The organism is Rhizobium sp. YS-1r (genome assembly GCF_000757525.1).
GTDB classification, from domain to species: domain Bacteria; phylum Pseudomonadota; class Alphaproteobacteria; order Rhizobiales; family Rhizobiaceae; genus Neorhizobium; species Neorhizobium petrolearium.
This window is the reverse complement of the sequence record NZ_JPYQ01000056.1, coordinates 886,923-910,378: the sequence shown is the minus strand read 5'-3', so window position 1 is coordinate 910,378 and position 23,456 is coordinate 886,923. Positions and strand designations below refer to the sequence as shown.

Here is a 23,456-nt window from a genome sequence, read left to right as displayed (position 1 = left end):
TCCATTGCGGGTAAACCCGTCTTCAATCAAGGGGTTGAAACTTACTTTCCGATGCGGATGCGCGATGGCTTGAGCCACGGCTCGCCGGATCCTGTCGGCGCGGTCTCGCCTTTTGTAGCTGACGTTGCGGTCGCCGATGTGTCGATATCACTCGCAACGATACGCCGTTCGAAGTTCTCGTTGTCGAAGCGCACGCGATATTGATGCTCCCCGCGATCAGCCGCCGGTAAAAGTCCAACGATCCGACATGTGCGGTCGCCCGTGGCCGTCCGCGTCAATCCCGCCTTCAAGACGACGAGATCGTTGACGGCATAGATGTTCGGGCTCATCTTTTTCTCCTTGAGCCCGGCCGGGAAGCCGGACAAAAACAAAAAGGCCGGGCGTTACCCCGACCTCTTCCCGTCATTCAAGCGCTAGCTGCCAGTACATCCGTGGTCAGCCGAGGCGAATGACATCCTTATGCAGCCCGCAGATTGTCGGCCGAGCTCTTGCCGGACTTGCGGTCGCGAACGATCTCGTAAGAGATCTTCTGACCTTCTGCCAGCGAGGACATGCCAGCGCGTTCGACAGCGGAAACATGGACAAAAACGTCCGTCGCGCCGTCATCAGGCTGAATGAAGCCAAAACCCTTGGTGCTGTTGAACCACTTTACGGTGCCAGTGTTCATAACGATTTCCTTTCAATCGCTAGAGTTATCGGACAGTATTTCGTCCGCTTTGATCGATATTTGAGAGGAAATCTGACAGAGCGCAAAGCTCGTTGACAAAGGTCGCAAGCAATTTTCGATGTCGGCAATATATGCCTTATCCCCGGATAATCAATGCTCAATGGTCGATTTAATTTCCTCAGCACCGGGGCGAAAGCGGGAATTTCTCACCCAAGGGTTTGATTTTGAAACGTATTATTGAAAGACAAATTCTCTCGTCCGCAGAGACGAAGAGGCTTTCGAAGATGGCCGGACGGATCGGCGTCGGGTCAGAAAGCCCGGAATTCTCCGGGCTTCCCGCGCGAAGGGATGGCGGTCAGAGCGTGCCGTTGCGCTGCTGCGTCATCATGAAGGTGTCGTAGGAATATTCCGCGACCTGGGCCCAGAGATAGGCGTCCTTCTTGAAAGCCTGCTGGCTGTCGTAGAGCTTCTTGAACGCCGGGCTCCTGGCCGAGAGCTCTGCATAGGTTTCCATTGCTGCCTTGAAGCAGACATCCATGATTTCGCGGCTGAACGGCTTCAGGATCGCACCTTCGGCGACGAGCTGCTTGAGCGCCCTGGCGTTATGCGCGTCGTAATTGGCGAGCATGCTCATGTTGGCCGACGCGCAGGCATTCGCCAGGATTTGCTGGTAGCTTTTCGGCAGGGCGTTGAACTTTTCCAGGTTGAAGAAGGCATGCATGGCAGGGCCGCCTTCCCACCAGGCCGGATAGTAATAATACTTCGCAACCTTCGCGAAGCCGAGCTTCTGATCGTCATAGGGGCCGACGAATTCGGTAGCGTCGATCGTGCCCTTTTCAAGCGCCGTATAGACGTCGCCCGCAGCGATCTGCTGGGGCGTGACGCCGACCTTCTGCATGACCTGGCCGGCGAGCCCGGCGATGCGCATCTTCATGCCCTTCAGATCATCGATCGTGTTGATCTCCTTGCGGAACCAGCCGCCCATCTGCGTGCCGCTGTTGCCGGCCGGCAGGGCATAGAGATTGCGCGGTGCCAGGAATTCGTTGATCAGCTCGTTGCCGCCGCCCGCCGTGAACCAGGCGTTCGTCATGCGGGCGTTGAGGCCGAAAGGAATGGCGGTGCCGAGCGCGAAGGCCGGGTCCTGTCCGATATAGTAGTAGGAACAGGTATGCGCCATTTCGACCGTGCCATTGGCGACGGCGTCCGCTGCCTGAAGGCCGGGCACGATCTCGCCGGCGGCGAAGATCTGGATCGTGAATTTGCCGTCCGTGGCGTTCTTGACGCTTTCGGCGATCTCGTTGGCGGCGCCGAAGATGATGTCGAGGCTCTTCGGGAAGGAGGAGGTCAGCCGCCAGGTGATGCTCGGGTTTTCCTGGGCGATGGCCGGTGCGGCCAGAGGGGCGGCAAGCGCCGTCGCGGCGGCGGCCCCGGCGCCTGTTGTCGCGGCCTGTCGCAAGAAATGTCTGCGGTTCATGGAAGGTCTCCTCGACTTCGGAAAGATACGCGCTGAAAGGGTATGATACCGCTCATAATCCTTTCATTTCGGGAACGGCAAGCAAAATCCCGGAGGATCGCTCCGGGATTTCGCTCTTTCACATGAACGCGATGATCAGAGCGTGCCCTTGCGCTGCTGGACCATCATGTAGGTGTCGTAGGTATATTCGGCGATCTGGTTCCACAGGTAGCCGTCCTTCTTGAACTCCTGCTGGCTGTCGTAGATCTTCTTGAAAGTCGGGTTCTTTGCGGTGATTTCCGCATAGACTTCCTGCGCCGCCTGATAGCTCGCGTCGAGGATTTCCTGGCTGAAGGGCTTCAGAACCGCGCCTTCTGCAACGAGCTGCTTGAGCGCCTTGGCGTTATGCGCGTCGTAGCGGGCGAGCATGTTGGTATTGGCATTGGCGCAGGCATCCTTCAGCATGCGCTGGTAGCTCTTCGGCAGCGCCTTGAACTTTTCCAGGTTGAAGAAGGCATGCACGGCCGGGCCGCCTTCCCACCAGGCCGGATAATAGTAATATTTCGCGACCTTCACGAAGCCGAGTTTCCGGTCGTCATAAGGGCCGACGAATTCGGTGGCGTCGATCGTGCCCTTTTCGAGAGCGGCGTAGACGTCGCCGCCGGCGATCTGCTGCGGCGTGACGCCGACCTTCTGCATGACCTGGCCGGCAAGCCCGGCGATACGCATCTTGAGGCCCTTCAGGTCATCGATCGTGTTGATCTCCTTGCGGAACCAGCCGCCCATCTGCGCGCCGGTATTGCCGGCCGGCAATGCATAGAGATTGTAGCCGGCGAGGAAGTCGTTGATCAGCTCGTTGCCGCCGCCGACGGAGAACCAGGCATTGGTCTGCCGCGCGTTGAGACCGAAGGGCACGGCCGTGCCGAGCGCGAAAGTCGGGTCCTTGCCGATGTAATAGTAGCAGCAGCTATGCGCCATCTCGACGGTTCCGGCCGCAACCGCGTCGGCCGCCTGAAGACCGGGGACGATCTCACCCGCAGCATAGGTTTCGATGGTGAAGTTGCCGTCGGAGGCTTCCTTCACGCTTTCCGCAATCTCGGTCGAGGCGGTGAAAAGGATATCGGTGTTCTTGGTGAAGGAGGAGGTCATCCTCCAGGAGAGCTTCGGATTTTCCTGGGCGATGGCCGGTGCGGCCAGGGGAGCGGTAAGCGCGGTCGCGGCAGCGGCGCCCACGCCGGCGGTCGCTGCCTGCCGGAAGAAATGTCTGCGGTTCATGGGAATAAGGCCTTCTTGACTTTGGGAGGTGCCGGATTTTCGCCCGTGCGGGCCGCTCTTAATCCTTTCGTTTCGGGAACGGCAAGCAAAAAATCCGGAAGATTACGCCGCGGCGCGGCAATCCTTTTCAAAAATTGCTTTTCCAAATTAAGACGGGCGCCAAATTCCCGCGCGGCAAAAAAGTCTCTTGAAGTTTCCCGTTTACGGCTTAGTTTAGAATTATTCTAATAAGAGGTTTTCATGTTAGGCCGTCTTTTGCCCGCATCCAAGCGATCGTTTGATTCTCTGAGCGAGGAGGAAATTCTCGCTCTCGCCATCACCTCGGAAGAGGAAGACTCCCGCATCTACCTGGCTTATGCCGACAGTTTGCGGGAGCAGTATCCATCCTCCGCGAAGGTCTTCGAGGATATGGCGGAGGTCGAGCAGACCCATAGGAACATGCTGATCGAGATGTTCCGCTCCCGCTTCGGCGAACGCATCCCGCTGATCCGCCGGGAGCATGTGCGCGGCTTCTACGAGCGCAAGCCCGACTGGCTCAGGAAGAACCTGCCGCTTGAGACAGTGCGGGCCGAGACCGAGGCCATGGAGCAGCAGGCCGCGCGATTCTACAGGGAGGCGACCAAGCGCGTTTCCGACGCCTCGACCCGCAAACTGCTGGGCGATCTCGCGCTTGCAGAGGAGGGGCATGAGGATATCGCCCGCCTGCTGAGCGAGAAGCATGTGCCGGAAGACGTGAAGTCGGAAGAGGATCAAACCGCGCGGCGCCAGTTCATCCTTACCTATGTCCAGCCGGGTCTGGCGGGCCTGATGGACGGCTCGGTCTCGACGCTTGCTCCGATCTTCGCGGCGGCCTTCGCCACGGGAGATACGTGGTCGACCTTCCTGATCGGACTCTCCGCTTCGGTCGGGGCAGGCATCTCGATGGGCTTTACGGAAGCGGCCCATGACGACGGGAAGATTTCCGGCCGCGGTTCGCCGGTCAAACGCGGGCTTGCTTCCGGCATCATGACGGCGATCGGCGGCCTCGGCCATGCCTTGCCCTATCTCATTCCGCATTTCTGGACAGCCACCACCGTGGCCGCGATTGTCGTTTTCTTCGAGCTCTGGGCGATTGCCTTCATCCAGAACCGCTACATGGAAACGCCATTCCTGCGCGCCGTCTTCCAGGTGGTCTTTGGCGGTTCGCTGGTGCTGGCGGCCGGTATATTGATCGGCAATGGGTGAGGAACGGTCGGGCGAAGCCCGAGCAATCGATCCAGTGAATCGATTGCAGTGACGAACGCCCTGAGCCTGGAGCGAAGGGCCGGTCGTCGGTGCGGCATAGTCGATCCCGAAGGCGCAGCCGGCAAAATGCTCCGGTAGGGCGTTTTGAGCACCGAACGCCCTGGGCCCAAAGCGAAGGGCAGATCGCCGCTGCGGCAAACTTTTCTCTTTCAGGTCGTTAAACAAAACCGCCTGCGATCAGATGATCGCAGGCGGCCTGGGTCCCCCGTGCTGACCCGTTGATCAGCGCAACGCGCCGACAAGAACGTCGCGGCCGTTTTCGATCGTTACCCAGCGGCCTGTGTTGAAGGATGCCTGGCGCTTCAGGAACGTGTAAGGCGTCTGATGCCAAGGCTTCACCTCATTATCGAGGTTGTCGAGAATGAAGTCGCCGTCGGAGGTGCGAAGCGTCAGGACTGCATGTCCCTCGCCGTCGGGTTTGCGGACGACAGTCATGAGAAGATCGGAAAGGGCAAAGCCCCGAGCTGCCAATTCCTTACGCTTCTCGAGCGCGTAATCCTCGCAGTCGGCGAAATTGGTGGGATAGGCCCAAACTTCTTCCCGACCGTAGATTTCCTTGTCGGTCTTGGCGAAGAAGCGGCCGTTGACGGATCGGTTGACCTGGCGAACCAGAGCCCAGCCCTTGGCGCTGATCTTGGGAGCCGGAGCCGAACGGCCCCTGATCGAACATTCAGACTGATATTTCTGGCAGAATTCGTAATGACCGATCGGCTGGGACGTGACTGCGCCTGTAACCATGGAATTCAACGACCTTGGAGCCGGCACTGCTGCGCTCACTGGTACAAGTACGCTGACTAGGATCACGGCAAGCCGTGCCTGCAAGGCTCTCATCATGGACCCGTCCCTTAAATTCCTAACGAAAAGTTAAGATTGGACGGGCGCAAGAGTCAATCGGTGAAGATTTGTTAATGTTTGGCTCGTGATATTATGGTTAAGGCTGCTGTTTTTTTGTCTCAGGCCAAAATTTAATCATGCATAATTAGGGCTGAGGCCGCAGCCCTCAATTTTTCGATGTCCTGCGGCCTTGAAAGCCGGTGGTCGCCATCGCGGACCAGGGTCAGCACGACGTCGTCGGCCGGCAGGAATTCGACGAGCTTCAGGGCGTGCTGGTAAGGCACGTCGCGATCCTTCATGCCCTGCAGGATGGTGACCGGACAGCCGGTTTCGATAATCCCGGTCAGCACGCGGTTCCTGCGGCCGTCCTCGATCAGGTCGCGGGTATAGATGTTGGGCTCGGAACTGTATTCCGAAGGTTCTTCGAAATAGCCGCGTTCGGCAAGCGACCGACGCTCCGCATCCGTCAGGTTCGGCTCGATAAGCTCCGCGGTGAAGTCCGGCGCCGGCGCGATCAGCACGATGCCGTCGATCTGCGGCGCCTTTTTCCGTTTCTTCAGTTCCTGTACCAGCCGCAGCGCGATCCAGCCGCCCATGGAGGAGCCGACAAGGATGACGCGCTTCGGCTTGATGTCATCGAGGACGGCCAGCGCCTCTTCGAGCCAGCGGGAAATGGTGCCGTCCCGGAAAGCTCCACCGGAAATGCCGTGGCCGGAATAGTCGAACCGGATGGCCGCAATCCCGAGTTCACCCGCCAAGGCGTCGAGCTCCACTGCCTTGGTGCCGGACATGTCGGACCGGTAGCCGCCGAGCCAGACGAAAGCGAGGCCGGTCTTCTTCTGCGCAGCCCGGTGGAGGATCGCAATCTCGCGGCCGGCCGGCCCTTCGCCTACGGTGATCCTCTTTTCGGTGATGTGGGCTGCGGCCTCTGTCATGGCGGGTTCCTTGCACGTTTTGCCGCGCATATAAAACAAATTCGCAGCATGCGACAGCAGGTGATTTTTTCATGACAACGTGCTATTGACTTCGCGCGAGCGATCACGACATTGCCCCCGGCCGCAGGCGGGGTCAGGTGAAAGTCGTTGCTTGCGTTTCGAAACAATCAGGAGAATACGACCATTCGCAGACCATTCAAAGCCGATGCCCCCGTCAAGGAGGGGCCGCGCGCCAACAGGGAAATTCGCATTCCCAAGGTCCAGCTTATCGATGCCGAAGGCCAGAACCTCGGTGTGGTTCCCACCGACCAAGCCCTCAGGATGGCAGAGGAAGCCGGTCTTGATCTTGTCGAGATCTCGCCGAACAACGATCCGCCGGTGTGCAAGATTCTCGACCTCGGCAAGCTGAAATATGCGAACCAGAAGAAGGCGGCCGAAGCCCGCAAGAAGCAGAAGATCGTCGAAGTCAAAGAGATCAAGATGCGCCCCAACATCGACACCCATGATTATGAGGTGAAGATGAAGGCGATCAATCGCTTCTTCGAGGAGGGCGACAAGGTGAAGGTGACCTTGAAGTTCCGTGGCCGTGAAATGGCCCACCAGGAACTCGGGATGAAGCTCCTGCTCCAGGTGAAGGACGACACCCAGGAGATCGCCAAGGTCGAAGCCGAGCCGAAGCTCGAAGGCCGCCAGATGATGATGGTGCTGGCGCCGAAATAAGCGCCGCACCTTCCTGCATTCCGCGGTTTCGCCGGCATTCCCGCCGGTTTCCCGACACGCTTTCTTTCCCATTGCGCTTTTGACCGACTGCGGTTATAAGCGCGCGTCCGAACGGTCCGGCAGGGCATGCCGTGGCCGTTCCAAATGCTTGAAACCGGCCTCGTCCGTCGGTTCGATACAAAACGGAGTAGCAAAATGCCCAAGATGAAGACGAAATCGGCTGCCAAGAAGCGGTTCAAGATCACCGCAACCGGCAAAGTCGTCGCAGCCGCCGCTGGCAAGCGCCACGGCATGATCAAGCGGTCCAACAAGTTCATCCGCGATGCGCGCGGAACGATGATCCTTGCCGAACCCGATGGCAAGAAGGTTATCAAGAGCTACCTGCCGAACGGTCTCTGAGACCCTCGTCGCTTTGGATCATTAAGGAGATCATGACATGGCACGCGTAAAACGGGGCGTAACTTCCCGCGCCAAGCACACCAAGACTTTGAAGGCAGCCAAGGGTTTCTACGGCCGCCGCAAGAACACGATCCGCGCAGCCAAGGCTGCCGTCGATCGCTCCCGGCAGATGGCGACACGCGATCGTCGCGTGAAGAAGCGGAATTTCCGCGCTCTCTGGATTCAGCGCATCAACGCTGCTGTCCGTGAGTTCGGCCTGACCTACGGCCGTTTCATCGACGGCCTCAACAAGGCTGGCATCGAAGTCGACCGCAAGGTTCTGTCCGACATGGCGATCCATGAGCCGGCCGCCTTCGGCGCGCTCGTCGAAGCCTCCAAGAAGGCTCTCGAATATCTCAAGGAAGCCGGTACGGCCAACGAGTTTGAAAGCGCGGTTCGTTAACCAGCGCTTCCCAGGCTTCATTAGCTTCACTGATTTTGGGAAACCCGCGCTGGTTTGGGCTGGCGCGGGTTTTTCATTGCAGCGCCGCATATCGGCCGCGACGTGCAAAGGACGCTGCAACGACTGAAATGCCCGTAAACTGCCCGTTATGACGTCCGAATAGATCTCTCCGACCATCACACGGAAGAAACCATGTCCGATCTGGAAAACCTGAAAACTTCGCTTCTGGCGGAAATCGCCGGTGCCGGCGACGAAGCCGCGATCGAGGCGGTGCGCGTCGCAGCGCTTGGCAAGAAGGGTTCGGTCTCCGAACTCCTGAAGACACTGGGCGCCATGTCGCCGGAGGAGCGCCAGAGCCGCGGTGCCGCGATCAACGCGCTGAAGAACGAGATCACCGACACGATCACGACCCGAAAGACGGTCTTGAAGGATGCGGCGATCGAGGCGCGGCTGAAGGCGGAAACGGTGGATATTACCCTTCCGGTGCGCTCCTCGCCCGCCGAGCGCGGCCGTATCCATCCGATCAGCCAGATCGTCGACGAGATCACCGCCGTCTTCGCCGACATGGGCTTTTCGATCGCCGAAGGCCCGGATATCGAGACGGACTATTACAACTTCACGGCGTTGAACTTTCCGGAAGGCCACCCGGCTCGCGAGATGCACGACACCTTCTTCTTCTCGGCCGATGAAAAGGGCGAGCGCAAGGTTCTGCGCACGCATACATCGCCGGTGCAGATCCGCACGATGGAGGCTGAGAAGCCGCCGATCCGCATCGTCATTCCGGGCAAGACCTATCGCCAGGATTCGGATGCAACCCACTCGCCGATGTTCCATCAGGTCGAGGGTCTCGTCGTCGACCGCAAGTCGCATGTCGGCCACATGCGCTGGATATTGGAAGAGTTCTGCAAGGCCTTCTTCGAAGTACCGTCGGTGACGATGCGCTTCCGCCCGTCCTTCTTCCCGTTCACCGAGCCGAGTTTCGAAGTGGACATCCAGTGCGACCGCTCCGGTCCGATCGTCAAGTTCGGCGAGGGCACCGACTGGATGGAAATCCTCGGCTGCGGCATGGTGCATCCGAACGTGCTGAAGGCCGGCGGGCTCGACCCCGATGAGTTCCAGGGTTTTGCCTGGGGCATGGGTCTCGACCGCATCGCAATGCTGAAATACGGCATGCCGGACCTGCGCGACTTCTTCAATGCCGATGTCCGCTGGATGAACCACTACGGTTTCCGCCCGCTCGACATGCCGACGCTGTTCGGCGGTTTGAGCGTATAAGGGAGGATTGGACCAATGAAATTCACGCTTTCCTGGCTCAAGGATCATCTTGAGACCGATGCCACCCTGGAAGAGATCTGCGAACGCCTGACGGCGATCGGCCTCGAGGTCGAGGATGTCGACGACAAGGCCGCTTACAAGCCTTTCGTCATCGCAAGGGTCATTTCCGCCGAAAAACATCCGCAGGCGGACCGACTCAAGGTGCTGATGGTCGATGCCGGTGACGGCAAGCCGGTGCAGGTCGTCTGCGGGGCGCCGAACGCCCGCACCGGCCTGATTGGCGCGTTTGCGAAACCCGGCACTTACGTCCCGGGTATCGATGTGACGCTTGCCGTCGGCAATATCCGCGGCGTCGAGAGCCACGGCATGATGTGTTCCGAGAAGGAACTCGACATGTCGGACAATCACGACGGCATCATCGACCTGCCGGCGGATGCGCCGGTGGGCACGCCTTTCGCGTCCTATGCGGGGCTCGATGATCCGGTCATCGAGATCAACCTGACGCCGAACCGCCCGGACTGCACGTCGATCCACGGCATCGCGCGCGATCTCGCCGCCGCGGGCCTCGGCACGCTGAAGCCGCATGCCAAACCTGCCTTCAAGACGGAAGGCGAGACTTCGGTCGGCCTCAAGATCATCCTCGATGACGACGGGCTCTGCCCCGGCTTCGCGCTTCGCCTCGTGCGCGGCGTGAAGAACGGCCCGAGCCCCGCCTGGATGCAGCAGAGGCTGAAGGCGATCGGCCTTCGTCCGATCAACGCGCTGGTCGACATCACAAACTACATGACGTTCGACCAGGGCCGGCCGATGCACGTTTTCGACGCGGCCAAGGTGACGGGCGGCCTGACGGTCCGCCACGCGCTGGAAGGCGAGACAGTTCTGGCGCTCGACCAGCGTGAGTATCGGCTTACCCCGAACAATGTCGTCATCGCCGACGAAAACGGCGTGGAATCGATCGGCGGCATCATGGGCGGCGAGCATTCCGGCTGCGACGAGAACACGGTCGATGTGCTGATCGAGTCGGCGCTCTGGGACCCGATCAATATCGCCAAATCCGGCCGCGCGCTCGGCATCATCACCGATGCGCGCTATCGTTTCGAGCGTGGCGTCGATCCGGAATACATGGTGCCCGGCCTCGACCGGACGACCGAGCTGGTGCTTGAGCTTTGCGGCGGCACAGCTGCAGAAGCGAAAGTCGTTGGTTACAAAGGTCATCAGTCGAAGATCGTCGATTTCCCGTTCTCGGAAGTAAAGCGCCTGACGGGTCTCGAAGTCTCGACCGAGGAGAGCCGGCAGATCCTCACCCGCCTCGGCTTCACGGTCGAGGGCTCGGGGGGACGTGTATCTGTCACTGTCCCGTCCTGGCGGCCGGATGTCGATGGCAAAGCGGATCTCGTCGAAGAGGTCATGCGCATCCATGGCGTCGATCAGATCAAGCCGGAGGCGATCGACAGGCTTGCCAGCGTCAACGGTAGGATTCTGACCACGCTGCAGGTGCGCACCCGCACCGCGAAACGGGCGCTTGCATCCCGCGGCATGCTGGAAGCGGTCACATGGTCCTTCATTTCCGAAGACCAGGCGAAGCTTTTCGGCGGTGGGCAGCGTGAGTTGAAACTCGCAAACCCGATCGCGTCCGACATGTCCGACATGCGGCCTTCGCTGCTGCCCGGCCTGCTGACGGCCGCACAGCGCAATGCCGACAAGGGTTTTGGCGACGTCGCGATCTTCGAGGTCTCCGGCACCTATGAGACCGATACGCCGGAAGGCCAGCGTCGCGTGGCGGGCGGCGTCCGTCGTGGCACGGCCTCGATCAACGGGACTGGCCGCCTCTGGTCCAGCAATGCCAAGGGCGGCAAGACGGTCGACGTCTTCGACGCCAAGTCGGACGCGCTGGCTGTCGTCGAGGCCTGTGGCCTGCCGATGAGCAATGTCCAGATCGAGGCCGGTGCGCCCGCCTGGTATCATCCGGGCCGTTCCGGCACGATCAAGATGGGGCCGAAGGTCGTGCTCGGCTATTTCGGCGAATTCCATCCGAAGACGCTTGGTGCGCTCGATGTGTCCGGCGCGCTTTGCGGCTTCGAGGTCTTCCTCGACGCCATGCCGGAACCGAAGAAGAAGGCGACCCGCACCAAGCCGCCGCTGGAGCTTTCGCCCTTCCAGGCGGTGAAACGCGACTTCGCCTTCGTGGTGGGAAGCGATGTGGAGGCCGGCGCGATCGTCAAGGCGGCATCGACCGCCGACCGCAAGCTGATCACCGGCGTCAACGTCTTCGACGTCTTCGAGGGTGCCTCGCTCGGCGAGGGCAGGAAGTCGGTGGCGATCGAGGTTCTGATCCAGCCGGTCGAGCGGACGCTCACCGACGAGGATTTCGAGGCGCTGACCGCCAAGATCGTCGCCAATGTCGAGAAGACGACGGGTGGCGTGCTGCGGGCCTAAATCGGGTGGTGTGAATCACCTCTGAGAGATAGCCTGTCCCTCCAAGGGGGCAGGCTTTTCGTTTGGAGGGGATGATGCGCACGCCGGGATCGATGAAAGGGCTGGAGGAACTCGGCCGCGTGCGGCTGTCGAAGAACTTCTTCTTCCGTGATTTCCTGTTTTCCGAGATCGCCAATTTCTACGGCATCCCGAACATTCCCGAGGATCCGGACCTGGCGATCGAGGCGGGCCGGCATCTCTGCGAGGAATTGCTGGAACCGCTGCAGGCGACGTTCGGCCGGCTGCATCTGCGCTCCGGCTACCGTTCACCGAAGGTCAACGAATTCGGCAACAGGAACAACCTGAACTGTTCGTCAAATGCCAACACCGCGGCCGACCACATCTGGGATCGGCGCGACGCGCAGGGTTTCATGGGTGCGACCGCCTGCGTCGTCGTGCCGTGGCTGATCGACAATTACGGCCGGGAGGGGGACTGGCAAAGGATGGCATGGTGGATCCACGATCATCTGCCTTATGCGTCGATCATGGTCTTCCCGAAGCTCTGGGCGATGAACATCCAGTGGCACGAAAAGCCGGCCCGTCGCATCCGGAGTTTCGCCGAGCCCCGCGGCGTGCTGACGAAGATCGGCATGGCCAACAATGAAGGCGACCATTCCGAATTCTACGAGGGGTTTCCGGAGCTGAAAAGTTAATTGCCATTCGGATCGTTTGTCGTTCTTGGTGACACTGCGAGCATCATAGGCCGTGCCGCGGTAAGCAACTCGGATAATCAGAATGTATTCGCCGCCTTCCATCTTGATCTGACAGATAAGCCGAAATCGGCTGAGAGTTTAGCCCAGCGGGCTTTGATATCATCATCGACGCGGATGCTGCGGGTGGCCATGGATTTGTCCTGCATGTCACACGCAGCACCCAACGCATGACATGCAGGACAAAAATTCAATTCACCGGTTCGTCCAGGCTGCTGCCCGTTGCCCATAGCGTGCGCCGGAGAATTTTTCCGGAGCCAGCATGTCGCCGAGGGTCTTGAGCTCATCGGCCGAGAGCGTGATCTCTGTTGCGGCGACATTCTGTTCCAGATGCGGGATTTTTCTGGCGCCGGGGATCGGCACGATGAAATCTCCCTGATGGAGCACCCAGGCGAGTGCGAGCTGCGCGGCGGTGACGCCTTTTTCCGTTGCCATATCCTCCAGCAGTTTCACCAGGGAGGCGTTGGCCGCCATGTTTTCTGCGCTGAAACGCGGCAGCGTACGGCGGAAGTCGTCGGCTCCGAAGTCTTCCGGCTTCTGAACCTTGCCGGTCAAAAAACCACGGCCGAGCGGGCTGAAAGGCACGAAGCCGATGTTGAGCTCCCGGCAGGTATCGAGGATTTCCCCTTCCGGATCGCGGGTCCAGAGCGAATATTCGCTCTGGAGCGCCGTGATCGGATGCACCGCATGGGCCCGCCGGATGGCCTCTGCCCCCGCTTCGGAAAGCCCGAGCGCCCGCACCTTGCCTTCCTTCACGAGCTCCGCCATGGCGCCGACCGTGTCTTCGATCGGCACGGCGGGATCGACCCGGTGCTGGTAAAGAAGATCGATCACGTCAATGCCAAGTCGTTTCAGCGAGGCCTCGGCGACTTCGCGGACATGTTCCGGACGGCTGTCGAGCCCGGACATGGCACGGGAATCCGATGCATTCGCGTCGATCTTGAAGCCGAACTTGGTGGCGATCACCACCTTGTCGCGGAACGACTTCAGGCCCTTGCCGACCAGTTCTTCGTTCCTGAACGGTCCGTAGACCTCCGCCGTATCGAAGAAGTTGACGCCGAGTTCGACGGCGCGATGCAGCGTCCTGATTGCCTCCTGCTCGTCCTGGCCGCCATAAGCATGGCTCATGCCCATGCAGCCAAGACCGATTGCGGAGACGGTCAATTCTCTTCCGAGCTTCCTCATTTTCATGGGACCCTCCTTCAGGATCGAACGGGATGTCGGGCGTGTTGCCATGCCCGCGGAAAATATCAGGCGCCGGCCTCGTTCAGCATTTTCATCTGATCATCGGAAAGCGTCAGGTTGCCGGCGGCGATGATCGCTTCCAGCTGTTCGACACTGGTGGCGCTGGCGATCGGCGCGGTGACGCCCGGCCGCTGGATGAGCCAGGCAAGCGCGATCGAGGCGGGTTCCGTGTTGGTCTCGACGGCCACTTCATCGAGGGCGGCAAGGATGCGAAGACCTTTGTCGTTGAGATAGGTCAGCGCCCGTGCGCCGCGCGCCTTGCCTTCCGTGTCGGCCGTGTCGCGGTATTTCCCCGTCAGGAAGCCCGAAGCGAGGCCGTAATAGTTGATGACGCCGATCTCTTCCCTGATGCAGAGCTCGGCAAGCGGTCCTTCGAAACTGCCGCGGTCGTAGAGATTGTACTGGGGCTGCAGCACGTCGTAGCGCGGCAGGCCGGCTTTCTCCGCAGCGTCAAAGGAATCCTGCAGCATCCTGGCGTCGAGGTTGGAGCAGCCGATCGCACGGATCTTGCCGGCTTCCTTGAGTTTCGCGAAAGCGCCAAGCGTCTCTTCATAGGGCGTGGTCTCGTCCGGCCAATGGGCGAGGTAGAGGTCGATATAGTCGATCTGGAGGCGGCGGAGAGAATTCTCGACTTCCTCAAGGATCCATTTGGCGGAAAGGTCTTTCTTGCCCTGGCCCATATCGGAGCCGACCTTGGTGACGATGATGGCCTTGTCGCGGGAAATCCCGCCACGCTTCAGCCAGTTGCCGATGATGGTCTCGGACTCGCCGCCCACATGGCCCGGCACCCAGCGGTTATAGGAGTCTGCCGTGTCGATTGTGTTGAAGCCGGCAGCGAAAAACCGATCGAGCATGTCGAAGGAGGTTTTTTCGTCGGCTGTCCAGCCGAAGACGTTGCCGCCGAAAACGACAGGCGAAATGGAAAGGCCGGTCCGGCCGAGTGCGCGCAGCTCCATGGTTTCCTCCAAATTTTTAAAGTGAGTGGATAGCTTGAGAAAGGACCCTGAGATTAGCCGATGTTCCGCCGACGGCCAGTCCTTATTTTGCGCGGACATTCACTTTTTCAAGCGGGGCATCCAGCATCCGTTGCGCCGGTCCGGCCTGCCCAATAAAGTGCGGCGCCAGTGTTTAAATGGAGGTTGCCATGCTGCGTTTCGGAATCCTGTCGACTGCCAAGATCGGCCGCGAACTGGTGGTGCCGGCCATTCAGGATGCGGAAAACTGTGTGGTGACGGCCTTCGCGAGCCGCGATTTCGCCAAGGCCCGGGCGCTGGCAGACCGGTTTGGCGCGCCACATGCCTTCGGCTCCTACGAGGAGATGCTCGCCTCGGACGTGATCGACGCGATCTATATCCCCCTGCCGACCAGCCAGCACGTGGAATGGTCGATAAAAGCCGCGGAAGCCGGCAAGCACGTGCTCTGTGAAAAGCCGATCGCGCTGAATGCCAGCGAGATCGAGGCGCTGATCGCCGCGCGGGACCGTAACAAGGTGCTGATTTCGGAAGCCTTCATGGTGACTTACGCGCCGGTCTGGCTGAAGGTGCGCGAACTTCTGAGGGAAAAGGCGATCGGCGAACTGAAGCATGTGCAGGGCGCTTTCACCTATTTCAATCGCGATCCCTCGAACATGCGCAACATTCCCGAACTTGGCGGCGGGGCGCTGCCGGATATCGGCGTCTACCCGACGATCACCACGCGCTTCGTCACAGAGAAGGAGCCGTTCAAGGTGCAGGCGAAGGTGGAGCGTGATCCGGGCTTCGGCACGGACATCTATTCCAGCATCAAGGCGGATTTCGGTTCGTTCGAACTGACCTTCTATATTGCCACCCAGATGGCCGCCCGCCAGGTCATGGTCTTCCACGGCACCGAGGGCTACATCGAGGTGAAATCGCCCTTCAACGCCAACCGCTGGGGCGCCGAGGAGATCGAGGTCGCCAACCAGAACCATGCGACCTCGCAGATTTTCCGCTTCCCCGACAGCCGCCAGTACAAACGACAGGTCGAAACCTTCGCGCGCGCAGCGAAGGGAGAGACGGCCGAGGTGGTGACGCTCGAAAATTCGCTTCTGAACCAGAAGTTCATCGACGCCATCTATCGCGCCGGCGGTCATGACGGCTGGGAAGCGGTCTGACGCGGCTCAGTGCCGGAAGACGAAGCGTGAATAGCCGAAGAAACTGTAGGCCATGGCCGCCAGCGACGCGAAGGTGACCGCGACGACCGGCTGCAGGAACGGCGCCCGGTACATGAGCGCCGAATAGACGGCGTAGTTGAGCAAGGCTGCGGTGATGCCGATCGCCCAGGAGCGAAAGCCTTCGACAGCGGGAGAACGGGAGGATCGGCCGAAGGTGCGGTTGACGACCCAGGTGAAAGCCATGGCGGCGATGATCGCCGGGATGCGGGCGAGGAACGGGCCAAATCTGCCGGCTTCGATCAGGATATGGGTGAGCCCGGCATCGATGAGAAAGCCACCGCCCCCCGCAAGCAGCAACCGGAAGAGCCGGTTCATGCCGCGCGAAGGCGACGGACGAGGAGAAGACCGGCGAGAAAATTGATCAGGCCGGCATTGTAGCCGAGAATGGCGATCAGGAGATTGAAATAGGATGCCGGGCCGGGCGAGGTGAGGGTGGCGAGCGCAAACGTGGCGACGATCAGAAACGCGATGAACGCCACCGAAAAGGCAGACCGCATCATGCCGGCACAAACGCCTATCGATGCAGCGGTCAAAAAAAGCACTCGACATCTCCTTTCCGTTCCGGGTGAAGCAAGCATATTCGCCGCGTGCTAACAAATGCTTGCCGGATTCCTATTCAGAAATCCTAGGCACTTTCATCAGACGAGCCCGGCAATCGCCGCTGCCGTCGTTCCGGTCGCAAGGACACGGGTTATCCTCAGCGGCAGAAGACTGCCGGACGAGACATTCGAGAGCGTCAGCGTTTCGCCGGAAAGCATCCGCACCGTCAGATTGCCTCCGGTCCCCACATAGAGCGCCCGCGTGGCCTCCGGCAGATCACTGCCGTCGCTGGGTGTGATGGAAAAACCGGAAGAGGCGGGGCCGGAAAGCGAGGCTTGCATGTTGGCGAAACGGTCGTGCATGGGCGAAATCTCCTTGAATGTCCTTCGCCGTCATTGTCGCTTTTCTCCCTGCTCCGGGGAAATTTGAGGGCGAAAAAACATCGGATTCCGGAAATCCGGACTGCCCCACGGAAGGGAAATGTGGCCGAGGTGAAAAAAGAAAAGATGCTGGTTCAAGCGGTTGCGCGATGAGAGGGCCGGAAAAACGCTGCGGCAGGCCCTCGGAGGTCTTCCGCTTCGGCCTCGTTTTTCGAGACCAATCGTCCCCGTTTCGCTGCGCTTCGGATGGTGAATTTGCGTGCCACATCCTTTAAAAGAACGGGATGAACAGTCTCATCGCCAACGATTCGCCTACGAACGTCACCGAATATTCGGTGTCGGAACTCTCCGGCTCGATCAAGCGTACGGTCGAGAACGCTTTCGACCACGTGCGGGTGCGGGGCGAGATTTCCGGCTATCGCGGCCAGCATTCCTCGGGTCATGCCTATTTCTCGCTGAAGGACGACCGCGCCCGCATCGATGCTGTCATCTGGAAGGGCACCTTCCCGCGCATCAAATTCCGGCCTGAAGAGGGCATGGAAGTCATCGCGACCGGCAAGGTCACCACGTTTCCGGGCTCGTCCAAATACCAGATCGTCATCGAGAGCCTAGAGCCGGCAGGCGCTGGCGCGCTCATGGCACTGATCGAGGAGCGACGCCGGCGGCTTGCAGCCGAGGGCCTGTTCGATCAGAACCGCAAGCGGCCTCTTCCCTTCCTGCCGCATGTGGTCGGTGTCGTGACTTCGCCGACCGGCGCCGTCATCCGCGACATCCTGCACCGCATCTCCGACCGCTTTCCGGTGCATGTCATCGTCTGGCCGGTGAAAGTACAGGGCGAAGGGTCGGGTGACGAGGTGGCCGCAGCGATCCGCGGCTTTAATGCGGTTGTTCCGGGCGGCCCCGTCAAGCGGCCGGACGTGCTGATCGTCGCGCGCGGCGGCGGCAGCCTTGAGGATCTCTGGAGCTTCAACGACGAAGCGGTGGTGCGGGCTGCGGCGGAAAGCGAGATCCCGTTGATCTCAGCCGTCGGCCATGAAACCGACTGGACGCTGATCGACCATGCGGCGGATGTGCGTGCCCCGACGCCGACGGGTGCGGCGGAAATGGCCGTGCCGGTCAAGGCCGATCTGGACGCGCAGATTGCCAACCTGACGGCGCGCCTTCGGGGTTGCGCCAGCCGTCAGATGGACCTGCGCCGCCAGTCCGTAAGGGCGCTGGTCCGCGCGCTTCCTTCGCTTGACCAGTTGCTGGCTTTGCCGCGGCGCCGTTTCGATGAGGCGGCAGCCGGTCTCGGACGTGGGCTTGAGCGTACGACCGTCGTCAAGCGTCGCAGTTTCGAGCGAGCCTCATCGGGTCTCCGGCTGGAACTGCTCACGAACCGCCTTGCCCAGCAGCGGCAATTGCTGGCCGACCGGATCACACGCAGCGAACGCTGCCTCGAACGGCAGTTGTTGCGAGAACGCGGGCGCGTTGCGAAATTCGAGGCATCGTTGAAGGCCCTGCCGGCGCGGCTGATCGGCCAGTTGCAGCGCGATCGGCAGCATCTCACGTCGTTGTCTCGTCATGCGGATACGGCGGTTTCGCACACGCTTGCCCGCAGCCGTTCGGCGATCACGGCACAGGATCGCGTGTTGCAGTCGCTCTCCTACAAGAATGTGCTGAAGCGCGGCTTTGCCGTGGTGCGCGGGGAAGACGACAGGCCGCTGACCCGTGCTGCCGGCATTGGTGAGGGAAAGGCGATCGCTGTCGAATTCGCCGATGGACGTATCGCGGCTGTGACGGGAGCGGGTGGTGAGCTCGCCGAGCGGCCTCTCGCTCCGCCACAGCCGAAAAAGCGTGTGGTGAAGCCTGAAAGCGGGAGTGACAAGCCGAAGCAGGGCAGCCTCTTCTGATGCGGGTTCTACTGGTTCTCGCCCATCCCGTGCCCGAAAGCTTTGCGGCTTCCGTCGCTCGTGCGGCACGCGAGACCCTGGAGGCAGGCGGCCATACGGTCGATCTTCTTGATCTTTATGCAGAAGGTTTCGATCCGCGGCTGACGGAGAAGGAGCGGCGCGGTTATTTCGACGTGCCTTACGATACGTCTGATGTCGCCGATCTGGTTGCGCGGCTGCAGGCGGCGGAAGCGCTGATCCTCGTCTTTCCGCAATGGTGGTTCAATCTGCCGGCGATCCTGAAGGGCTTCTTCGATCGCGTCTTCGCGCCGGGCGTGGCCTTCCGCCATGACAAGGCCGGTGGGCGGATCATTCCGCTGCTTACCAATATTCGCCATTTCTGGGCCTTCACGACGACCGGCTCACCCTGGTGGATCGTGAAATTCTATATGGGCGATCCCGTTCGCCGGCAGTTGAGGCGCGGTATTGCGATCTTCTGCAGCAAAAAGGTCGATTTCCGCATGCTGGCGCTGCACGACATGGACCGTGCGACCGACGAGAAGCGGAAGTGGCACCTGGAGCGCGTCAGGGCCGCGCTCCAGGTCTTGCGGTAACCGATCAGGCAGCGCCTGGATCAGGCCCATTCGCCCCTGCGCATGACCGGCACCTTCGAGCCGTCAGCCTTGATACCGTCAATATCCACCTTGTCGGAGCCGATCATCCAGTCGATGTGGATGAGGCTCGAATTGCCGCCCTGTGCCTTGATCTGATCCTGGCTGAGCGATGCGCCGTCGAGGAAGCATTTCGAATAGCACTGGCCGAGCGCGATGTGGCAGGAGGCGTTCTCGTCGAAAAGCGTGTTGTAGAACAGGATGCCGCTCTTGGAGATCGGCGAGGAATGCGGCACCAGCGCCACTTCGCCGAGCCGGCGGGCGCCTTCGTCGGTGTCCAGCACCTTGTTCAGCACTTCCTCGCCCTTGGTCGCCTTGGCTTCGACAATGCGGCCGCCCTCGAATTTCACCTGGATATTGTCGATCAGCGTGCCCTGGTGCGACAACGGCTTGGTGCTCGACACATGCCCTTCGACGCGCAAGGCGTGCGGCGTGGTGAAGACTTCCTCCGTCGGGATATTCGGGTTGCAGGTGATGCCGTTCTTGGCGGTGGAAGCCCCGCCATGCCACTCGTGGCCGTCGGCGAGACCTACGGTCAAATCCGTCCCCGGGCCAGTGAAATGGAGCGCGGAGAAGCGTTCGCCGTTCAGCCAGCTCGACCGCTTCTTGAGATTGGCATTGTGCTCCGCCCAGGCCGAAATCGGGTCGGCGACATCGACGCGCGATGCGGCAAAGATCGCTTCCGCCAGCTTGCCGACGGCTACGTCTTCGGGAACGTCCGGGAAGACCTGTTTGGCCCAGGACGGATTGGGATAGGAGACGATGTTCCAGTTGATGTCGAAATTGGCGATCTTTTCCAGCGCCGGCTTGTAGGCCATGGAATTTGCCTTGTTGGCGCGCGCCACCTTGGACGGGTCCTGGCCTGAAAGCAGCATTGGGTTGTCGCCGGCAATGGCAAGGCGCGCCGCGCCATTGCCATAGGCCTTGGCCATGCCCTCGTAGAGCCAGTCGGAGGCTTTGTCGAAGCTTGCGTCCGGCGCAAATTCATAACGCGCCAGCGTGGTTTCCTCGTCAGAATAGAAGGTCGTGACGATACCGGCCCCGGCCTTGTAGGCATGCTTGGTGATGAGCCGGACGAGCGGCAGGGCGGCAAGCGGCGCCGTGATGACCAGATCCTGACCCTTCTCGAGCCTGAGGCCCACCTTGATGGCCACTTCCGCTAGTTTCTCGAGCTTCTGCGGATCGACGACGGTTTGAAAATTCGGCACGATTGTCATGGGGGCCTCTGCTTTCTTCCTGTGCGATCTGCCAGACTTAAAGAGGTTTGAGGCAAAATTGAAGATCGTTCAGCGATCCATTGCTGCCTTGACCGCCGCGATGTTGTTTGCGTGAACCTTCTCGTAGGGTGCGAAATAGAGGGTCGCACCGGAGGCGATTTCTTCTGCCGCGAAGGATTTGAGGGAGGGATCTATCTCCTCTCCGGCCGTAATGGCGCCTGTCAGCCGTTGCAGATAGGCCCGGTTCGCATCGATCAGGGCCGGACCGTAGCCGCCTGATGCGATACGGTCCGGATCGCCATGTGCCGGCAGGATTTTGGCGATCGGCCAGCTGCGCATGCGTGTCAGTTCCACAATATGCATTCCGATCTCGGCCGCCTCCGAAATATAGGTGACGGTATCCTCGACCGTGTCGCCGGCCAGGAGCAGTTGCTGCTCTGGTAGCCAGATGACATTGCCGTCGGCGCTGTGGATGGCGAAATGATGCAGTTCGACCTTTTGGGTGCCGACGACGAGGTCGAGCCGTTTCTCGAAAACCGTATTCGGCATGACGAGCGGCGAGATCGGCGGATCGGCGCTCTCGATCTTCTCGCGGTTTTGCGCGAGCCTTTCGGCAGTCAGCTTCAGCGCGATGATCTCGCAGTCCGAAAACACCGCATTGCCAGCAATATGGTCATCGTGCCAGTGGCTGAGCACGACCCGGATCGTGGTGACCCCGAGCCCTTCGAGATGAGCGCGGATGGCGCGGGCATGATCGAGCGAGATATGCGTGTCGTAGACGAGCGCTTCCTGTCCATCGACGACGGCATAGGAAGCGACGCCGAGCGCATAGGCGCCATCATCAAGCCAGTTGGCCGTTTCGGCATGCAGCCTTTTGCCGGCTATCCGTCCGTCGTAATAGGCGAAGATGCCCGGAAAGGGCTCGAGGATTCGCAATGTCGCGGTCATTTCGGACATGGTCGTCTCACGTTACGAGCGGGGCAGCGATCGCCTTCAATGCATCCCGTGCTGCTTTCGGGTCAAGCCGAACCTGCAGGCCGCGCTGGCCGCCATTGATAAAGACATAGGGCTCGTCGAGCGCCGTAACTTCGATCGCGGTCGGCACCTGTTTCTTCTGCCCGAACGGGCTGATGCCGCCGACATGGTAGCCGGTCGCGCGCTCGGCGTCAGCGGGCTTCATCATGTTCGCTGACTTGCCGCCGAAGGCGGCGGCGAGCTTCTTCATCAAGACTTCACGATCCGACGGCACCACGACGCAGACCGGCTTGCCGTCCACTTCCGCCATCAGCGTCTTCAGCACCCGGCGTGGCTCCTCGCCGATTGCTTCCGCGGCCTGCAGCCCGATCCGGTCGGCATTCGGATCGTAATCATAGGTGACGGTGGTGAAGGCGACACCCGCCTTGTCGAGAGCCTGGGTGGCGCGAGTGGTCTTGGACATATGGCCTGCTATCGATCCAACTGGGAGTGAGAACGGTCCAATTTGTCCAGAAGGGCAAGCCCGCGTTTCTTGTTCCCCTTCGCCGCAAGCAAGCGGAAACGGGTTTCGATATCGAATTCGGCAAGTGCCTTGGCCGAGAACTCTTCGAAAAGTTTGTTAATGCTCGTCCCGCGCGCTGCAGCGAGTGCTTTGAGGCGTTCATGCTGATCCGAAGGAAGTCGTATTGTCAGAGTGCTCATTTTGCAGTTCTCCAAGCCAGAAACTCACCGGCAGTGAAAATCTTCAGTTTCGGAAATGCCAGTTCCGATTGAGCGAAATCGCGTTTATTTGCCGTTATGATAACGTCTGCGCCGCCGCTGATCGCCAGTTCCAAAATGTGATTATCCGCTTCGTCGCGAAGATTGGGCCTCCAGAGGAAATAAATCGATACCCATTGGCAACACGAGAAGAAGGCCTGCAGCAACTCCGCTCTCTCCTCAACAGAAAGCGGCGACCGAACAAAGAGGTCATCCCTACTACAAACATCTTCGTATTCCGAGAAAAGGGCGTTCGCCATTAAAGGTGTGATCTCCTCCTGTAAACACAAGCGGATCACCTGACGAGGCGTGCCTTCCGCATTCATAATAGCGGATATAAAAATGTTCGTGTCGACTACAACCTTCATGAGGTGACAGCATATATGCTATCATACCAACGTCAACAACTCAGCCGATTTCTGCCTCATAAACCTCCGGCTTGAAGCCGACGACCAGCTTGCCGTCTGCTTCGAGAACGGGGCGCTTGATCATCGAGGGCTGGGCAAGCATCAATTCGATTGCCTTCTCGCGGTCGAGCCCGGCCTTGTCGGCATCGTCCAGCTTCTTGAAGGTCGTGCCGGCCCGGTTCAGGACCATCTCCCAGCCGGCGCGATCCACCCATCGGTCAAGATGGGCTCGGTCGATGCCTTCGACCTTATAGTCGTGAAAGTCGTAGGCGACGCCCTTTCTGTCGAGCCAGGCGCGGGCCTTCTTCATCGTGTCGCAGTTCTTGATGCCGTAGATCGTGATTGCCATCGAATACCCCCTGCTTCGGGCAGACCGATAACAAGAGCAGCACTTGCCATGCAAGTCATTGCGCTTGCTCAATGAGCGTTATGTGAAAGCTGCATGTCTCCCTTGTTCTGTTGTGCATTGCACAAAAACGGGCAAAACATCATATTTTAGTGGAACGAAAAAGGAGAGATTAACATGTCCATCAAGAGCAAGACCCGTGGTGGTGCCATTGGCCGCGCCTTCGCCGTCATGAGCGCTGCGATCTCGGTTTCGGCCGCCGTTGAAAACCATCGTCGCCCGAACAACAGCGATCTTCAGATGCTCGGCATCGACCCCAAGGCTTTCGACCGGATCGGCTAAGCCCGATCCTCGATCCTTCGGGCATCCGACAAGCTCACTCTCA

28 protein-coding genes are annotated in these 23,456 nt (G+C 60.2%); 11 read left to right on the top strand and 17 right to left on the bottom strand.

The genetic code is table 11. The features are described 5' to 3' along the window. Nucleotides 1–41: 41 nt before the first annotated feature. From JL39_RS30070 to JL39_RS30055, 4 genes are all read right to left on the bottom strand, one after another. Nucleotides 42–329 carry a hypothetical protein gene (locus tag JL39_RS30070; protein ID WP_037160103.1) on the bottom strand — a complete coding sequence of 96 codons (288 nt, stop codon included), beginning with the start codon at nt 327–329 and terminating at the stop codon, nt 42–44. 128 nt (nt 330–457) lie between these two features. Then, a complete protein-coding gene (locus JL39_RS30065; RefSeq protein ID WP_037159504.1) occupies nt 458–667 on the bottom strand; it encodes a cold-shock protein in 210 nt (69 codons plus the stop codon). A 355-nt stretch (nt 668–1,022) separates the two neighbouring features. Further along, complete coding sequence (locus JL39_RS30060) at nt 1,023–2,141, bottom strand: TRAP transporter substrate-binding protein (protein WP_037159501.1); 1,119 nt, start codon at nt 2,139–2,141, stop codon at nt 1,023–1,025. A 135-nt stretch (nt 2,142–2,276) separates the two neighbouring features. Beyond that, nucleotides 2,277–3,395 (bottom strand): TRAP transporter substrate-binding protein, encoded by a 1,119-nt coding sequence (locus JL39_RS30055; RefSeq protein WP_037159498.1) that lies wholly within the window; start codon nt 3,393–3,395, stop codon nt 2,277–2,279. 240 nt (nt 3,396–3,635) lie between these two features. Here JL39_RS30055 and mbfA point away from each other — a divergent pair, with 240 nt between their 5' ends. Beyond that, entirely contained in the window at nt 3,636–4,619 is a 984-nt protein-coding gene (gene mbfA, locus JL39_RS30050; protein WP_037159496.1) for an iron exporter MbfA, read from the top strand. 282 nt (nt 4,620–4,901) lie between these two features. Here mbfA and JL39_RS30045 read toward each other — a convergent pair whose 3' ends face one another. After that, nucleotides 4,902–5,513, bottom strand: coding sequence for a transglutaminase-like cysteine peptidase (locus JL39_RS30045; protein WP_037159493.1), 612 nt, complete (start codon nt 5,511–5,513; stop codon nt 4,902–4,904). A gap of 131 nt (nt 5,514–5,644) precedes the next feature. Next, on the bottom strand, nt 5,645–6,448 hold the full coding sequence (locus tag JL39_RS30040) for an alpha/beta hydrolase (RefSeq protein ID WP_037160100.1): 804 nt from the start codon (nt 6,446–6,448) through the stop codon (nt 5,645–5,647). A gap of 183 nt (nt 6,449–6,631) precedes the next feature. Here JL39_RS30040 and infC point away from each other — a divergent pair, with 183 nt between their 5' ends. From infC to JL39_RS30010, 6 genes are all read left to right on the top strand, one after another. Continuing rightward, on the top strand, nt 6,632–7,168 hold the full coding sequence (infC, locus tag JL39_RS30035) for a translation initiation factor IF-3 (RefSeq protein WP_081953048.1): 537 nt from the start codon (nt 6,632–6,634) through the stop codon (nt 7,166–7,168). A 195-nt stretch (nt 7,169–7,363) separates the two neighbouring features. Further along, nucleotides 7,364–7,567, top strand: coding sequence for a 50S ribosomal protein L35 (gene rpmI, locus JL39_RS30030; RefSeq protein WP_037159489.1), 204 nt, complete (start codon nt 7,364–7,366; stop codon nt 7,565–7,567). A gap of 37 nt (nt 7,568–7,604) precedes the next feature. After that, a complete protein-coding gene (gene rplT / locus JL39_RS30025; protein WP_037159486.1) occupies nt 7,605–8,009 on the top strand; it encodes a 50S ribosomal protein L20 in 405 nt (134 codons plus the stop codon). A gap of 192 nt (nt 8,010–8,201) precedes the next feature. Continuing rightward, the gene (gene pheS / locus JL39_RS30020; RefSeq protein ID WP_037159483.1) at nt 8,202–9,284 is read left to right on the top strand and encodes a phenylalanine--tRNA ligase subunit alpha; all 1,083 of its coding nucleotides are present in this window, start codon (nt 8,202–8,204) and stop codon (nt 9,282–9,284) included. Between the two features lie 15 nt (nt 9,285–9,299). Then, nucleotides 9,300–11,720: a phenylalanine--tRNA ligase subunit beta gene (pheT, locus tag JL39_RS30015; protein ID WP_037159480.1), complete on the top strand. Its 2,421-nt coding sequence runs from the start codon at nt 9,300–9,302 to the stop codon at nt 11,718–11,720. Nucleotides 11,721–11,794: 74 nt separating this feature from the next. Further along, entirely contained in the window at nt 11,795–12,412 is a 618-nt protein-coding gene (locus tag JL39_RS30010; RefSeq protein WP_037159477.1) for a hypothetical protein, read from the top strand. 252 nt (nt 12,413–12,664) lie between these two features. Here the strand turns inward: JL39_RS30010 and JL39_RS30005 are convergent, their stop codons facing one another. Both JL39_RS30005 and JL39_RS30000 read right to left on the bottom strand, forming a co-directional pair. Then, nucleotides 12,665–13,660: an aldo/keto reductase gene (locus tag JL39_RS30005; protein ID WP_037159474.1), complete on the bottom strand. Its 996-nt coding sequence runs from the start codon at nt 13,658–13,660 to the stop codon at nt 12,665–12,667. Nucleotides 13,661–13,719: 59 nt separating this feature from the next. Next, entirely contained in the window at nt 13,720–14,670 is a 951-nt protein-coding gene (locus tag JL39_RS30000) for an aldo/keto reductase (protein WP_037159472.1), read from the bottom strand. Between the two features lie 188 nt (nt 14,671–14,858). Between JL39_RS30000 and JL39_RS29995 the strand changes: the two genes are divergently transcribed. After that, nucleotides 14,859–15,845, top strand: a complete 987-nt coding sequence (locus JL39_RS29995; protein ID WP_037159468.1) for a Gfo/Idh/MocA family oxidoreductase — start codon at nt 14,859–14,861, stop codon at nt 15,843–15,845. 6 nt (nt 15,846–15,851) lie between these two features. Here the strand turns inward: JL39_RS29995 and JL39_RS29990 are convergent, their stop codons facing one another. From JL39_RS29990 to JL39_RS29980, 3 genes are all read right to left on the bottom strand, one after another. Then, entirely contained in the window at nt 15,852–16,220 is a 369-nt protein-coding gene (locus JL39_RS29990) for a GtrA family protein (RefSeq protein ID WP_037159465.1), read from the bottom strand. After that, nucleotides 16,217–16,447 (bottom strand): hypothetical protein, encoded by a 231-nt coding sequence (locus JL39_RS29985; protein ID WP_037159462.1) that lies wholly within the window; start codon nt 16,445–16,447, stop codon nt 16,217–16,219. Before JL39_RS29985 ends, JL39_RS29990 begins: the two co-directional genes overlap by 4 nt. 96 nt (nt 16,448–16,543) lie before the next feature. Next, the gene (locus tag JL39_RS29980) at nt 16,544–16,807 is read right to left on the bottom strand and encodes a hypothetical protein (RefSeq protein ID WP_037159459.1); all 264 of its coding nucleotides are present in this window, start codon (nt 16,805–16,807) and stop codon (nt 16,544–16,546) included. A 302-nt stretch (nt 16,808–17,109) separates the two neighbouring features. On the opposite strand from JL39_RS29980, the gene xseA reads away from it, so the two are divergent. After that, nucleotides 17,110–18,717, top strand: coding sequence for an exodeoxyribonuclease VII large subunit (gene xseA, locus JL39_RS29975; RefSeq protein WP_037159456.1), 1,608 nt, complete (start codon nt 17,110–17,112; stop codon nt 18,715–18,717). Further along, the gene (locus JL39_RS29970) at nt 18,717–19,310 is read left to right on the top strand and encodes an NAD(P)H-dependent oxidoreductase (protein ID WP_037159454.1); all 594 of its coding nucleotides are present in this window, start codon (nt 18,717–18,719) and stop codon (nt 19,308–19,310) included. The genes xseA and JL39_RS29970 overlap by 1 nt, the downstream gene beginning before the upstream one ends. A gap of 20 nt (nt 19,311–19,330) precedes the next feature. Here JL39_RS29970 and JL39_RS29965 read toward each other — a convergent pair whose 3' ends face one another. The 6 genes from JL39_RS29965 to JL39_RS29940 all read right to left on the bottom strand — a co-directional run bounded on the left by JL39_RS29965 (nt 19,331) and on the right by JL39_RS29940 (nt 23,074). Beyond that, nucleotides 19,331–20,584, bottom strand: a complete 1,254-nt coding sequence (locus JL39_RS29965) for an aminopeptidase (protein WP_037159452.1) — start codon at nt 20,582–20,584, stop codon at nt 19,331–19,333. 69 nt (nt 20,585–20,653) lie between these two features. After that, complete coding sequence (locus JL39_RS29960) at nt 20,654–21,541, bottom strand: MBL fold metallo-hydrolase (RefSeq protein WP_037159450.1); 888 nt, start codon at nt 21,539–21,541, stop codon at nt 20,654–20,656. A gap of 7 nt (nt 21,542–21,548) precedes the next feature. Continuing rightward, nucleotides 21,549–22,022: a Cys-tRNA(Pro) deacylase gene (gene ybaK, locus JL39_RS29955; RefSeq protein ID WP_037159448.1), complete on the bottom strand. Its 474-nt coding sequence runs from the start codon at nt 22,020–22,022 to the stop codon at nt 21,549–21,551. Between the two features lie 8 nt (nt 22,023–22,030). Beyond that, nucleotides 22,031–22,261: a ribbon-helix-helix protein, CopG family gene (locus tag JL39_RS29950; RefSeq protein WP_037159446.1), complete on the bottom strand. Its 231-nt coding sequence runs from the start codon at nt 22,259–22,261 to the stop codon at nt 22,031–22,033. Then, nucleotides 22,258–22,686 (bottom strand): putative toxin-antitoxin system toxin component, PIN family, encoded by a 429-nt coding sequence (locus JL39_RS29945; RefSeq protein ID WP_037159443.1) that lies wholly within the window; start codon nt 22,684–22,686, stop codon nt 22,258–22,260. The genes JL39_RS29950 and JL39_RS29945 overlap by 4 nt, the downstream gene beginning before the upstream one ends. A gap of 40 nt (nt 22,687–22,726) precedes the next feature. After that, nucleotides 22,727–23,074 carry an ArsC family reductase gene (locus tag JL39_RS29940; protein WP_037159440.1) on the bottom strand — a complete coding sequence of 116 codons (348 nt, stop codon included), beginning with the start codon at nt 23,072–23,074 and terminating at the stop codon, nt 22,727–22,729. A 174-nt stretch (nt 23,075–23,248) separates the two neighbouring features. Between JL39_RS29940 and JL39_RS32270 the strand changes: the two genes are divergently transcribed. Further along, nucleotides 23,249–23,413 (top strand): hypothetical protein, encoded by a 165-nt coding sequence (locus JL39_RS32270; RefSeq protein ID WP_200884034.1) that lies wholly within the window; start codon nt 23,249–23,251, stop codon nt 23,411–23,413. The last annotated feature ends 43 nt before the right edge of the window (nt 23,414–23,456 follow it).